Origin of the sequence: Marinifilum flexuosum, assembly GCF_003610555.1 — a bacterium.
Lineage (GTDB): Bacteria > Bacteroidota > Bacteroidia > Bacteroidales > Marinifilaceae > Marinifilum > Marinifilum flexuosum.
Genome location: NZ_RAPQ01000011.1, coordinates 181,602 through 194,985, shown reverse-complemented (window position 1 = coordinate 194,985; position 13,384 = coordinate 181,602). Strand labels below are relative to the sequence as shown.

General features: G+C 36.7%; 13 protein-coding genes. 6 read left to right on the top strand and 7 right to left on the bottom strand.

Annotation, left to right across the window (positions count from 1 at the left end):
- Window positions 1-37: 37 nt before the first annotated feature.
- The 6 genes from secA to BXY64_RS16960 form a co-directional block, all read right to left on the bottom strand.
- Window positions 38-3,331 carry a preprotein translocase subunit SecA gene (gene secA / locus BXY64_RS16985; protein ID WP_120241180.1) on the bottom strand — a complete coding sequence of 1,098 codons (3,294 nt, stop codon included), beginning with the start codon at window positions 3,329-3,331 and terminating at the stop codon, window positions 38-40.
- Window positions 3,332-3,432: 101 nt separating this feature from the next.
- On the bottom strand, window positions 3,433-3,825 hold the full coding sequence (locus tag BXY64_RS16980) for a hypothetical protein (protein ID WP_147376025.1): 393 nt from the start codon (window positions 3,823-3,825) through the stop codon (window positions 3,433-3,435).
- 76 nt (window positions 3,826-3,901) lie between these two features.
- Window positions 3,902-4,411, bottom strand: a complete 510-nt coding sequence (locus BXY64_RS16975) for a nuclear transport factor 2 family protein (protein WP_147376024.1) — start codon at window positions 4,409-4,411, stop codon at window positions 3,902-3,904.
- Window positions 4,412-4,516: 105 nt separating this feature from the next.
- Window positions 4,517-5,026 (bottom strand): ferritin, encoded by a 510-nt coding sequence (locus BXY64_RS16970; RefSeq protein WP_120241372.1) that lies wholly within the window; start codon window positions 5,024-5,026, stop codon window positions 4,517-4,519.
- A 542-nt stretch (window positions 5,027-5,568) separates the two neighbouring features.
- The gene (locus tag BXY64_RS16965) at window positions 5,569-5,955 is read right to left on the bottom strand and encodes a DUF2023 family protein (RefSeq protein WP_211334533.1); all 387 of its coding nucleotides are present in this window, start codon (window positions 5,953-5,955) and stop codon (window positions 5,569-5,571) included.
- A 6-nt stretch (window positions 5,956-5,961) separates the two neighbouring features.
- Window positions 5,962-6,525 (bottom strand): flavodoxin, encoded by a 564-nt coding sequence (locus BXY64_RS16960; protein ID WP_211334532.1) that lies wholly within the window; start codon window positions 6,523-6,525, stop codon window positions 5,962-5,964.
- A 247-nt stretch (window positions 6,526-6,772) separates the two neighbouring features.
- Here BXY64_RS16960 and BXY64_RS16955 point away from each other — a divergent pair, with 247 nt between their 5' ends.
- The 6 genes from BXY64_RS16955 to BXY64_RS16930 all read left to right on the top strand — a co-directional run bounded on the left by BXY64_RS16955 (window position 6,773) and on the right by BXY64_RS16930 (window position 12,651).
- Complete coding sequence (locus BXY64_RS16955) at window positions 6,773-8,383, top strand: cation:proton antiporter family protein (protein ID WP_120241176.1); 1,611 nt, start codon at window positions 6,773-6,775, stop codon at window positions 8,381-8,383.
- Between the two features lie 142 nt (window positions 8,384-8,525).
- Window positions 8,526-8,984: a GyrI-like domain-containing protein gene (locus tag BXY64_RS16950; protein ID WP_120241175.1), complete on the top strand. Its 459-nt coding sequence runs from the start codon at window positions 8,526-8,528 to the stop codon at window positions 8,982-8,984.
- A gap of 69 nt (window positions 8,985-9,053) precedes the next feature.
- Window positions 9,054-10,007: a helix-turn-helix transcriptional regulator gene (locus BXY64_RS16945; RefSeq protein ID WP_211334531.1), complete on the top strand. Its 954-nt coding sequence runs from the start codon at window positions 9,054-9,056 to the stop codon at window positions 10,005-10,007.
- A 247-nt stretch (window positions 10,008-10,254) separates the two neighbouring features.
- Complete coding sequence (locus tag BXY64_RS16940) at window positions 10,255-11,181, top strand: SRPBCC family protein (protein ID WP_120241173.1); 927 nt, start codon at window positions 10,255-10,257, stop codon at window positions 11,179-11,181.
- 292 nt (window positions 11,182-11,473) lie between these two features.
- Window positions 11,474-12,121: an alpha/beta hydrolase gene (locus BXY64_RS16935; RefSeq protein WP_120241172.1), complete on the top strand. Its 648-nt coding sequence runs from the start codon at window positions 11,474-11,476 to the stop codon at window positions 12,119-12,121.
- 44 nt (window positions 12,122-12,165) lie between these two features.
- Window positions 12,166-12,651, top strand: coding sequence for an asparaginase domain-containing protein (locus tag BXY64_RS16930; RefSeq protein WP_120241171.1), 486 nt, complete (start codon window positions 12,166-12,168; stop codon window positions 12,649-12,651).
- Between the two features lie 336 nt (window positions 12,652-12,987).
- Here BXY64_RS16930 and BXY64_RS16925 read toward each other — a convergent pair whose 3' ends face one another.
- Window positions 12,988-13,299 (bottom strand): HU family DNA-binding protein, encoded by a 312-nt coding sequence (locus BXY64_RS16925; RefSeq protein WP_262706525.1) that lies wholly within the window; start codon window positions 13,297-13,299, stop codon window positions 12,988-12,990.
- Between the last annotated feature and the right edge of the window lie 85 nt (window positions 13,300-13,384).

Sequence of the window (13,384 nt, the reverse complement as noted above, 5' to 3'; positions counted from 1 at the left end):
CCATGTGAAAATAATATTAATATTTCATATTCGAAAATTAAGCTGGAACACCTTTACCGTGACATTGCTTAAATTTCTTACCACTACCACAAGGACAAGGTTCGTTACGTCCTACCTTCTGAACGTTTCTAACTGGCTCTGCCTTTTTAGGAGCTTCTCTTCTGCCATCAGAACCTAATTCTTCCTTAGAAGTTTTTAGGTTGCTCATATCACGCTTGCGCTCTTCAGCCTGACGAACTTCTTCTGGATCCTGCAATGGAATGTGACCTTTCATTAAGCTAGCTACCACTTTCTTGTTCACATCTTCAACCATTACTTTAAATAGGTTGAATGATTCAAACTTGTAAATCAAAAGTGGATCTTTTTGCTCGTATGATGCATTCTGAACAGATTGCTTCAAATCATCCATTTCACGCAAATGCTCTTTCCAAGATTCATCAATAGTCGCTAAAATAGAAACCTTCTCGAAAGATCTCATTACATCTTCAGCTTCGGTATCGTAAGCTTTCTTCAAATGAGTAACTACATTGAACATCTTAGAACCATCTGAAAATGGAACTACAATATTCTCATACATTTCACCTTTCGATTCGTATACATTCTTGATAACAGGATACGCTTGCTTGGCAATTGCTTCAGTTTTTCTATTGTAAGTATCCATAACCACATCATTAATCTTCTCAGCAATTACAGCAGGAGTTTCTTTCAAAAACTCTTCCTCTGTAACTGGAGATTCAATTGAGAAGGTACGGATCAAGTCCATTTTAAACTCTTCGAAATCGCCACCATGATTTTCATTGGCAATCACTTCAGAAACATCGTACATCATATTGGCAATATCCACCTGGATACGCTCTCCGAACAATGCGTGACGACGACGCTTGTAAATTACCTCACGCTGAGAGTTCATTACATCATCATATTCAAGCAAACGCTTACGAATACCAAAGTTGTTCTCCTCTACCTTCTTCTGAGCACGCTCAATAGATTTGGTAATCATGCTGTGCTGAATCACCTCTCCTTCTTCAAGACCCATGCGGTCCATTAGCTTCACAATACGATCTGAGCTAAACAAACGCATCAAATCATCTTCAAGAGATACGAAGAACTGAGAAGATCCCACATCTCCCTGACGACCCGCACGACCACGTAACTGACGGTCAACACGACGAGAATCGTGACGCTCTGTACCAATAATTGCCAAACCACCTGCAGCTTTAACTTCATCAGTTAATTTGATATCGGTACCACGACCAGCCATATTGGTTGCAATAGTTACCGTACCTGCCTTACCAGCTTCAGCAACAATATCTGCCTCTTTTTGGTGTAATTTCGCATTCAATACGTTGTGTTTAATTCCACGAATCTTAAGCATTCTACCCAACAATTCCGAAATCTCAACCGAAGTTGTACCTACCAATACCGGACGACCTGCATTTACCAAAGCAACAATCTCTTCGATAACAGCAGCATACTTCTCACGTTTGGTTTTGTATACCAAATCATCTCGGTCATCACGAGCAATTGGCTTGTTGGTTGGAATAACAACCACCTCTAATTTGTAAATATCCCATAATTCACCTGCTTCGGTTTCTGCAGTACCTGTCATACCCGAAAGCTTGTGATACATTCTAAAGTAGTTCTGAAGGGTAATGGTAGCAAATGTTTGAGTAGCTGCCTCAATCTTCACATTTTCCTTCGCTTCAATTGCCTGGTGCAAACCATCTGAGTAACGACGGCCTTCCATAATACGACCTGTTTGCTCGTCAACAATCTTCACTTTACCATCCATCAACACATACTCAACATCTTTTTCAAATAAAGTATATGCTTTCAACAATTGGTTAACCGTGTGAACACGTTCTGTTTTAACCGAGTAAGACTGAATCATCTCATCCTTTTGTCTCAGTTTTTCTTCATCAGGAAGATCTGATTTTTCGATTTCATTGATTTCAGTACCAATATCTGGCAATACAAAGAATCCTGAATCGTCGGTATCAGCACTTAGCAAATCGATACCTTTATCGGTTAATTCAATTGAATTATGCTTTTCGTCGATAACAAAATACAACTCATCAGTAATGATGTGCATGTTCTTGTTATTCTCCTGCATATAGAAGTTCTCAGTCTTTAATAAAGTTGCTTTATTCCCTTGCTCACTCAAGTACTTAATTAAAGGCTTCATTTTTGGTAAACCTTTAAAAGTTCTCAATAACAACTTCGCTCCTTCTTCTTGTTCTTTTTTGTCTTCGCTATTCAACAATTTCTTCGATTCGGTAAAGATTTTCATTACCAAGTCGTTCTGAGCCTTTACAATCTTCTGCACCTGAGGCTTCAAAGAATCGAACTGTTGATTGTCACCACGTGGAATTGGACCAGAGATAATCAATGGTGTACGAGCATCATCTACCAATACCGAGTCAACCTCGTCGACAATTGAGTAGTTGTGACGACGCTGAACCAAATCCTTAGGATTGGTAGCCATATTATCACGCAAGTAGTCGAAACCAAATTCATTGTTGGTACCAAATGTAATGTCTGAAGCATATGCTTTTCTACGCTCATCAGAGTTTGGAGAGTGCTTATCGATACAATCAACCGACATTCCATGGAATTGGTACAATGGTCCCATCCACTCCGAGTCACGTTTTGCTAGGTAATCATTCACGGTTACCACGTGAACACCACGACCAGTCAATGCATTCAAGAATACAGGTAAGGTTGCAACCAATGTTTTACCTTCCCCTGTTGCCATCTCAGCAATTTTACCTTGGTGCAGAACCGTACCACCAATCAACTGCACATCGTAGTGAATCATGTCCCAAACAATCTCAGTACCACCTGCAGTCCAGGAATTGAAGAATACAGCCTTGTCTCCGTCAATCTGAACATTGTCGAAATGTGGAGCCAAATCACGGTCGAATTGAGTTGCTGTAACTTCAATTTCCTCATTCTCGGTTAAACGACGAGCAGTATCTTTTACAATTGCAAAAGCAGTTGGTAAGATCTGTTCCAACACTTCCTCAATTTTCTCATCGATTTGTCCTTCAATCTTATCTATCTCATCGTAAATGTCTTCCTTCTCGTTTACAGAAAGTCCACCATTTTCGATTTTGTCTTTAAATGATTTAATCTGGTCATTTTCAGCTTGCACGTAATCTTGAATGCGTTGCTTTAATTTTGCAGATTCTTCACGAATTCCATCGTGGCTTAGTGTTGTTACTCTATCATACTCAGCCTTAATCTTTGCCAAATAAGGAGTCAATTCTTTTAAGTCTCTGTCTGATTTGTTACCAAACAGTTTTCCTAATGTTTTATCTAGAAAACCCATAATGATTTATTGATTTCAATATTGAATGCATTCCTCTACGAATAGAAGAAGCTAAAATGTATTTAAAATAGAGAATTGGTTCTAGCCTGAACCTTACTGAATTAGCATGAATAACCAGGAGCACGAATAGGATTATCGCGCTTAACAACTTGGCTAAAACATGGTTCTGAATAAGGTAAATATCCTTTTATATCCTCAGGTTCAGGATAATTCAGAAATTTTAATTGCTGGTTTAATGCAGGAATTTTAGGCAAATCATTCAATACAGATAGTTCTTCTGCATTTGAAAAACATGAACCTGCCAATTGTTCTTGCTCTACATTTACCAGAATTGGCGAAGCGAATGCTTCATCCAGGTTTTGAACATGATCGGCATACCATTCAGCAAATAGCTCATTGTCCACAGTAAAATCCTGTGCATTGGCCATAGGTACGGCTGCCGCACATCCTGTGAGCACACAAAAAACTACTATGAGGTATCTGTTCATATCCATCGAGACCAAAAGTAGAAATTTTTATTGGTTTGAAGCCTTTTTTATGAAAATAATTTGAAGGAATGAATCCTCATGACTAATAAAGTTGATTCTCTCCCATTCTTTCAAACTCTTTTTCACCAATTTTTTGACCATTAATAATAGTTGTATCCCAATCCTGAACAATTTTCCAGGTATTTGATATCTTTTTGAGAACAATATGAAATTGCCCATAATGAATAGAGGTTTCATCATCTATTTTCGTTGCTATCTTGTAATAGCCTACTTCATATGAGGTATTCAGATTTGTATGCCTACTTTCGAACCAAAAATCCAGTTTTACAATGGCAGCCTTCTCCTTAAGCATTTGAAATCTTTCAACATTTGCAGTCTTAAAAGAGTTTTCTGTATCTATACCATTTGGAGTAACCCTCAATGTTTGGTCAGCATAGAGATTATTTAATGCTATTGCATCTATCCTTTCAAATGCAGATTTAAACTCTTTCCAAACACTTTGGTTAATGTCCTTTTGTATTCTTTCCATATTAATTTGAGCTGAACTTAAGCCTGATATACACATGATCAGAAGAAAGATGATGGTTCGCATAATAAAGATTTTCCTTTAAAGATAGATTCTTTTTACCATCAGATACAAAAAAAGGATGTCATGGTACTAACCAGACATCCTTTCCTATATCATTTTCTGTATAGATTACTCAGCAGGAGCAACAAAAGTTCTTGCTTTAAATTCTTTGTCCATCATATAAAGACCGTGTCCTTTTCCTTCGAACATTCTTAATTGGTCAAGAATTTCACCCACACCAGCTTCTTCCTCTACTTGCTCATCAACAAACCACTGTAAAAAGTTTACTGTTGCATGATCCTTTTCTGCAATGGCAACATTTACACACTCATTAATCAAGCTTGTTACTTTTTCTTCATGAGCTAATGTTTCTTCATAAATGTTTACAACACCATCCCACTCCGAAGGAACTTCAGCAATTGGTTGAAGAATAACACGTCCACCTCTTTCATTAACAAAGTCAAGCATTTTCATTGCGTGGAAAGTTTCTTCTTCAAACTGAACTTTCATCCAGTTTGCGAAACCTGGCATTCCATTCGCATTAAAATAGTTAGACATTGACAAATAGAAATAAGCCGACCAAAATTCAGCATTAATCTGCTCATTCAAAATCTTCTCAACATTTTTATTGATAGCCATAATGTATAATCTTTTTGTATTTTCTAATTTCATTCAAATGTAAGGGAAATCTATCAATCCCCTGTTTTAGTTTATTAAATTTAATCCTTATTTAAACTCAAACTAAATACTAAACAATTAACAAAGTCATGCTAGCAATTGTTCTTACAAAATCATTCAAAATAATACCCCAATAGATAAAATCCATTGAGGTAAAACCTAAGTGATGTAGTGAAAACTAAGCTATTGCGAACTACACCTATACTACATAACAAAATGGTGAAAATACTACTAAATAACACTAAATATAATTTTAATCATGGCGAGATTAAATATTCAACATCTTGTAATTTTTTGATCTTATCATCCAAATCTAATATCAAACGTCAGGTAATTTGAATAAATTGAACAATAGCAAAGTAAGCGATATGAAACCGAATCCACAATCACCATATGTTATGATTTTCACACCAAAAATCACATAAAAAGATACTCACCAAAGAGCTGTATGGCTACCTAAGGTGAGTATCGAATTAATAGCAAAAGAAAAAATCTTTATATGTCTAACCAACTAACTTCGCATTTATAAGTTCGCTATTGATTCCCGTTCGTTTAATGTATCTCTCATATTGCTGATTTCTATCATAGCCAAGCATAATTCCCAGAATAAAATCCTGTTCATCTGTGAAATCAGACAATGATTTATCTCCAAAGGATTTCACAATCTGAATGCATTCTTGTCTCCCAAAAAATACATTTATCTTGTTTTCGTTAACAGTTTGCAGAAAATAACTAATCCCCTTGCGCTGTAATAAATTTTCTGTTTTTTCCCTCTCACTGCTATGCATGGTATGCAATACCAAACTTCTTAATCCTTTGTTGTATTCGTAAACGTGGTGCATCAAAATCTGCATGTCAGCAGTCTTATAATCCGAACAAGTTAGTTTCATCTCTATCTAATTAAATTGATTTTTAAGTTCTGCAACCCAATTTGCTACTCTATCCGCTGTTTGGTCATCTTGATTTTCGATATCGATAGCCAATCCAACCAGCTTACCGTCTTTTTCAGCTCTTGAAGCATCATATTCATAACCATCAGTTGAAGTCTCGCCAACAAGTTCACAGTTCTGTTCTTCCAATGTCTCATAAAGCTCACCCATACCATCAACAAATGAATCTGAATAGGAATACTGATCTCCTAAACCAAATAGGGCAACTTTTTTACCATCCATATTTGCACTTGAAATTTCAGCTAAAAATCCTTCAAAATCATCTTGCAAATCTCCAATCCCCCATGTAGAAGTTCCCAAGATTAGGTTATTAAACTTTTCAAGATCTGCTGCGCTTGCATCAACAACATCAATGCTTGATGCGATATCTGAGCCAAGTTCTTCTTGTATTTTTTTTGCTACTGCTTCTGTATTCCCAGTAGATGAACCGTAAAAAATTCCGATGTTTTGCATTTTGTTCTTATTTAGATTAAATATACCGACAAAAGTAAAGGGCATTTGAATACTCATCAATCGCTATTTGTTGTGATTTTATGATTACACAACTTTTTAAACACACTAAGTGCTTTATGAATCAACATAGTAGTAAAAATCACACTTAATCATAAGTGGTAATTCATTAAATAAATCACATCTTTGCACCCGTAGATATACCTATATATCATTAGTAAATATTATTGCTCATTGCAGAAGATTTATCTATTTTTAGAATTCCGCAAAAGGGCGCGGAACTTAATCTCTTAAAAAAACACTACTTATGGATCCGGTATGGTTGGCTATTGCCTTTGGTTTAGGACTTCTTGTAAAATTAATTGGATTGCCTCCTTTGGTAGGTTATCTTTTGGCAGGCTTTACACTGAAATATTTTGGTGCAGAATCTGATGATTTAATTCAAAACATTTCCGATCTGGGGATTACACTTCTTCTGTTTACCATTGGATTAAAACTTAGAATCAAAGACCTTTTGCATCGCGAAATATGGGGAGGTGCGTCCATTCATATGTTACTGGTTACACTGCTCATGGCAGTTATTCTATTTGGATTAAGTTATACCTCACTACATATATTTACTGATTTTACCTGGCAGCAAGCATTAATCATCGGTTTTGCGCTCAGTTTCTCAAGTACCATTTATGCAGTAAAAATTCTGGAAGAAAAAAGTGAATTGAAATCTGCATACGGGGTGTTATCTATTGGTATACTCATTATTCAAGACATATTTGCCGTTTTCTATATTGTACTGGTAGCAGGAAAACTTCCAAGCTACTGGGCCATAGGATTACCGGTGCTATTCGTTATCATCCGTCCAGTCCTATTACTGATATTGGAAAAAATTGGTCATGGCGAGATATTAATACTATATGGCTTTTTCCTGGCCTTTGTTGTAGGTGCAGAATTGTTCAAGTTTGTTGGTTTAAAAGCCGATTTGGGAGCTTTGGTAGTTGGAATCTTAATTTCAAATCACAAGAAAGCAAAAGAATTGGCCGATTCTTTAATGAGCTTTAAAGATATCTTTCTAATTGGCTTCTTCCTCTCCATTGGTTTAATTGGCTTACCAAGCTTGCAGATGTTGATTCTTGCCCTTGTACTTGCCATAGCCATAAACTTCAAGGTAATACTATATTTTTTGGTTTTAACCAGATTTAGAGTTCGTGCACGAACCTCGGTCTTTACATCTTTGGCTTTGGCCAATTTTAGTGAGTTTGGGCTCATAGTAGCCTCAATAGCAGTGGGCAAAGGTCTGATTCCTTCCGATTGGTTGGTATCCATAGCCATCTCGGTTGCCATAACCTTTATCATATCCTCTCCTTTAAACTCGAATGCTCACAAAATATACTCAGGAATTCGCAAGCATTTGAAAAAATTCGAGACCGATAAACGATTGGTTTACGATAAAGCTTTTGATATTGGCGATGCAGAAATTCTGGTTTTTGGTATGGGTAAGCTGGGAATGGCAGTATACGAGCAATTAAATAGAACCTATGGCCGTAAAGTGCTTGGGCTTGATTACAATTACGATGTGGTTCAGCGATTAAAAAGAGAAGGCAAAAACATCCAACAGGATGATGCGGCAGATAGTGAATTCTGGGAAAACATTTTCCAAAAATCAAAGAACCACAATGTGCGTTTGGTAATGCTTTGCATGAACGATCACGCATCCAATCTTTTCTCGGTAGAACGATTAAAAAAGACTCCTTACAAAGGAAACATTGCAGCCATTGCCCGATTCGAAGATGAGCGCCAACAACTGGAAAAAATGAATGTAGATGCGGTTTACGATATCTATTCAGAAGCTGGATATGGTTTTGCCAACCATGTTTGTGATCAGATTAATATTGGTTGCGAAGTGAAAAAAACAATATGGTAGACTCTCATTGTACCTGGTCACCTTTGAATGGAAATAATGATAAACATTTACTGATTTTTTCAGAAATATAAAATCCTACTGACATAATGCTGTCACTACTGTCATTTAGCTTTGTTCTATTGTTAATTTAAAAACGGAAATTATGAAGACAACAAAAGCACCAGAAATGACAGTATTGTCGAGAGTCGTGAGGACAAGTTTGGAAGATTTAATGAAAAACATTGAAGACTTTCCAAAAGAGATTGTTCAAGAAGCCGTGAATGCAGGATTACATCCTTCAGGTCCACAATATTGGATCTACAAATGGGAAACTTGTGTTACCTTAGAAGAATTTGAGTTGAAGATTTGTCTGCCCGTTGCCACATTTGGTAATGAATTTAGCAGTGATAAATTTAAACTGGAAAAACTGGAAGAATATCAGCATGTAAAGAAAACCCACTTGGGATCATGGGAAAACCTTAAGGATTCTTACGAAGCATTAACGGAAGAAATGAAAGCCGAAAATATAGTTCCGGGACAATCTTGCCGAGAACTATACATCAATTGTGATTTCGATAAACCTGAGAATAACATTACTGAAATACAATTTCAAGTAAACTAAAAACATGGGAGTGCCAGCTTTCTATTCACGGCTGCACTCCTCTTTAATTAAAGCTAAGGAATATCAGTTTTGAACAGAATTGACAGATTACAGGCAATATTAACGCAATTGCAGACCAAAAAGGTGGTTAAAGCGCAAGAAATAGCGGATCGATTTGGCATTAGCCTAAGAACCGTTTATCGTGATATTCGTGCTTTGGAAGAAGGTGGAGTTCCCATTGGTGCCGAGGCAGGTGTTGGATACTTTATTGATGACAACTACTCCTTGCCTCCTATCATGTTTATAACCGAAGAAGCTTCTGCCATTCTAATTGCAGGTAAGCTAATTCCACATACATCCGATAAAGCCATTGATCAATCTTTTCAAAATGCTTTGTACAAAATCAAATCGGTAATGAAAACCGAGGACAAGGCGATGCTGGAGAAGTTGGAAAGTTCAGTTAAAGTTTTTAACGGTCCTTTTGAAATTCCTCAAAGAGACTCCATATATCTTCAGGACATACAGCAAGCTTTGGTAAAATCGAAAGTGCTAAAATTGAAATACTTTGCCCATTACAAGCAAGAACATTCTTTGCGCGAAGTAGAACCCATTGGATTGCTTTTTTATGCCTTAAACTGGCACTTAATTGCTTACTGCCGATTAAGAGGTGATTATCGTGATTTTAGACTCGATAGGATACGAAACCTGGAAGTTAGTGAGGAAACTTCTCATCGTATTTTAGACAAAGCTTTCGAAGAATATCTGGCACGCGAAAAAGAGCAGTACCAAAGCTTCGAAATCGAACTAAGAATGGAGAAACAAATGGCATTGTATATTCATGAAGCCAAATATTGGTATGGATACCTTAGTGAGCAGGAAGATGGCAATTTCGTAAACATGAAATTTCTGAATCCTGACTTAAACGGTTTTGCTCGCTGGGTTTTAGCAATGATAGATAAAGTAGATATTCTTTCTCCACCCAATTTAAAAAATATGCTAGGTGAAATGGTGAAAAAATTACACGAAAAGTACCGAGACGCTTAGCATTAATTGAATTCAAATTATCCAATGACTATTTTCTATATTATTAAATTGTGTAAGCAAATCATTTCATTAATTGTAAGCACACTTTTGCTGTTTTTACGATTCTGAACTTGATAATCATACAAACCTGTTAAGCAATTTATTCTTGTAACAACTTCTTATTCTTTATAACTTTAAGAATCTGATTTAAAACCATCAAATAAACAAAGATTTATATTCTAAACGAATTACCTAAAATAAAATACCTATGCCTAAAACTTATATTGAAAAATCGATCACCATTGCTGCTGGTGTTGACAAGATAAAAAGCATTATTGCTGATTTCAATCACTGGAAAGCCTGGTCGCCTTGGTTCATATTGGAACCTGAAGCAAAAGATACCATTTCTGATCATGGTAAAACCCACGAATGGGAAGGAAAACGTATCGGATCCGGAATCATTAAAATCGTTGCCGAAGAAGAATCAGTAATTAAGTATGATTTGCAATTTCTGAAACCATGGAAATCACAATCGAAAAGTGACTTTATCATCGAAAAAGTTGATGACAACAATACCAAATTGACATGGACCATGGAAGGTTCTCTCCCATTTTTCATGTTCTGGATGAAAAACATGATGGAACGCTTAATTGGTATGGATTACGATCGTGGTTTGTTGATGCTGAAAGATTATATCGAAAAAGATACAGTAGAAGCTAAGCTGGAGTTTCTTGGTGAATCGCAATTTGAAGGCTGTAATTTTGTTGGTCTAAAAAGCGAATGCACCATCGATAATATCGGTGAGGTAATGGAAGCTGATTTTAAAAAGCTGGCAGAATTCGCAAAAGAAAACGAAGATGTAGTTACCTGCGATTGGTTCTCGGTGTATCACAAGTTTGATTTCAACAAAAACAGGGTAGTATATACTTCTGGAGTTGGAATCAAATCAGATCCTGAAAGCATACCTGCCGGAATGCACAAAGGTAATCTTCCGGCTACCAAAATACATACGGTACGTCACATTGGCCCTTACGAACTTTCCGGGAATGGATGGAGTGCCATTATGGCCATGGAAAGAGCCAAAGAGTTTAAACAAAACAAGAAGATTCCTCCAATGGAATTCTACCGCAACAGTCCAATGGAGACAGAGCCGAAAGATTTGATTTCTGATATCTGCATGGCAATCAAACAATAAGTGCATTAAATATTTAAAAGAGACATAGTTCAACTATGTCTCTTTTTGTTTCTCTAGTACGTCGAATCAAATCTACCTATTAATTCTTTTGTATGATGATAGTTCATTTTAAAAATAATTTGTATAATTGTCGAACATAAATCGTAGCACATGGCTACAAGCTTATTTTCCAGCGTAAGGAAGACATTGGGGAAATAAGTTCAGATCTTACGGGAGAATTCCGTATACCTTAACTAATTATAATTAGTTGGTGTACGGAATTTTTTATGCACCAACATTAAAGCATATTTATATGAAGAAAGTATTTATCGCATTAATCGTTGTGGCTGCACTAGGCCTTTCTTTTACGCAAATTCCATTTTTACAGGATCTTACATTTGCTATTGTTAGTAACCTAACCGAACAAACCGAGCTTAAAGTAAAAGGCAAAACCTTATACATGGATGGTTTAATTAATGCCAAAACCCCAGAGCAGTTTAAAACAATATTTACCGAACATCAGAATATCGATACTTTGGTAATGTTGGAAGTTCCGGGATCAGTAGATGATGAAGCCAATCTGGAAGTAGCGAAATGGATATCGAAAAAACACCTGGTGTTTGTATTGGAATCCAAAAGTATGATTGCATCAGGAGGAACTGACTTTTTCCTGTCAGGAAAGAAGCGCATTATTAAAAAAGGAGCCAAAGTAGGTGTGCACTCCTGGGCTGGTGAAGGTAAAGTTGCCACCGATTTCCCAAAAGGACACGAATATCACCAACCGTATATTGATTATTACATGGCTGTGGGTTGGAGCAAAGCAGAAGCTGAGAAATTCTATTACTATACCATCGAATCTGCAGCTGCTAATGATATCTATTGGATGAGCGACAAAGAGTTAATCGAATATCAAATCACCACAGAGCCAATTCAGGACATGAAAATTGGTATCGATTCATAAGAATCTTATCATTGTAGTAAATTCTTAAAACCAAATGTGAATACATGAAATTAGTATTTGTACAAACCGGAGGAACCATTGATAAGGATTACCCCCACACAACAAAAGGTTGGGCATTTGAATTTGGAGAACCGGCTACCAAGCGTATTTTGGAAAAACTCGATCCTTCCTTTGAATTCGAAGTGCTTACATCTTGTCAAAAAGACAGTCTTGAAATTACAGAAGAGGACCGACAGAACCTGGCTGATTTGATAAACCATCACGAAGGTGACAAATTCATTGTAACCCATGGCACCGACACCATGGGTGAAACCGCAGATTATCTTAGCAAAAAGGTCGGCGATAAGCTGGTGGTAATAACCGGGGCAATGCGACCTGAAAGGTTTTCCAATTCGGAAGCTCCCATTAACCTGGGATGCGCAATCGCCACTGCCAACCTAATGGACAAAGGAATTTTTATTGCCATGCACGGCATTGTAAAAGAACATTCAGAAATGAAACGCAACTTAGAGACAGGAAAATATTATTAACCTACGATATAACCATAAACAACAAATCTACATCTTGCCGGATGGGCATTGGAATGTCAAGCTGCTTATGCACAGAAAACTTATAGAAAGACGGGGAAGTTGAGAACTTGTTCGAAAATCACCCCGTCGCACTTAAAGTTTTCAAGTATCAGTAGTTTGAGCTTACTCGCCCTAGATTGTTTGCTTACTTTCTCATCAATGGAGAAAGTAAGAGCCTTCCGGCTTGAGGAGTAAAAGAAATTTCAACTTTTGATACAGGATCAATCCTACCCTCACAATAGGCCACAAAAAAACAGCCACCCAATGGGCAGCTGTTCCGATTCCAGTAAATTAATACTAGTTTACCGCTTCGTCCATAGCTTTACCAGCCTTGAACTTGATTACTTTCTTAGCAGCAATCTGAATTTCTTTTCCAGTTTGAGGGTTTCTACCTGTTCTAGCAGCTCTTTCAGAGATTGAGAATGTACCGAATCCGATCAATTGAGTACTTTCACCTTTCACTAAAGATTCTTTAATTGAATCCATCATTGCGTTTAATGCTTTTTCGCTATCCGCTTTTGACAATTCTGCCTTTTCAGCAATTGCTGAAACCAATTCTTGCTTGTTCATATAATTTTTCTTTATTAAAGTGGGAAGATAATTATAAATTCCCCAGTTTATTTGATTCTATTGGACTTTGTTGATTTAAATTTTTCCAATTGCTCAACAATATAAGCATTTCTTAAGTACAATA

What these genes read in the sequence shown, in the direction of transcription:
- secA (WP_120241180.1), bottom strand. Translation starts at nt 3,331, where the DNA reads ATGGGTTTTCTAGATAAAACATTAGGAAAACTGTTTGGTAACAAATCA.
- BXY64_RS16980 (WP_147376025.1), bottom strand. Translation starts at nt 3,825, where the DNA reads ATGGATATGAACAGATACCTCATAGTAGTTTTTTGTGTGCTCACAGGA.
- BXY64_RS16975 (WP_147376024.1), bottom strand. Translation starts at nt 4,411, where the DNA reads ATGCGAACCATCATCTTTCTTCTGATCATGTGTATATCAGGCTTAAGT.
- BXY64_RS16970 (WP_120241372.1), bottom strand. Translation starts at nt 5,026, where the DNA reads ATGGCTATCAATAAAAATGTTGAGAAGATTTTGAATGAGCAGATTAAT.
- BXY64_RS16965 (WP_211334533.1), bottom strand. Translation starts at nt 5,955, where the DNA reads ATGAAACTAACTTGTTCGGATTATAAGACTGCTGACATGCAGATTTTG.
- BXY64_RS16960 (WP_211334532.1), bottom strand. Translation starts at nt 6,525, where the DNA reads ATGAGTATTCAAATGCCCTTTACTTTTGTCGGTATATTTAATCTAAAT.
- BXY64_RS16955 (WP_120241176.1), top strand. Translation starts at nt 6,773, where the DNA reads ATGGATCCGGTATGGTTGGCTATTGCCTTTGGTTTAGGACTTCTTGTA.
- BXY64_RS16950 (WP_120241175.1), top strand. Translation starts at nt 8,526, where the DNA reads ATGAAGACAACAAAAGCACCAGAAATGACAGTATTGTCGAGAGTCGTG.
- BXY64_RS16940 (WP_120241173.1), top strand. Translation starts at nt 10,255, where the DNA reads ATGCCTAAAACTTATATTGAAAAATCGATCACCATTGCTGCTGGTGTT.
- BXY64_RS16935 (WP_120241172.1), top strand. Translation starts at nt 11,474, where the DNA reads ATGAAGAAAGTATTTATCGCATTAATCGTTGTGGCTGCACTAGGCCTT.
- BXY64_RS16930 (WP_120241171.1), top strand. Translation starts at nt 12,166, where the DNA reads ATGAAATTAGTATTTGTACAAACCGGAGGAACCATTGATAAGGATTAC.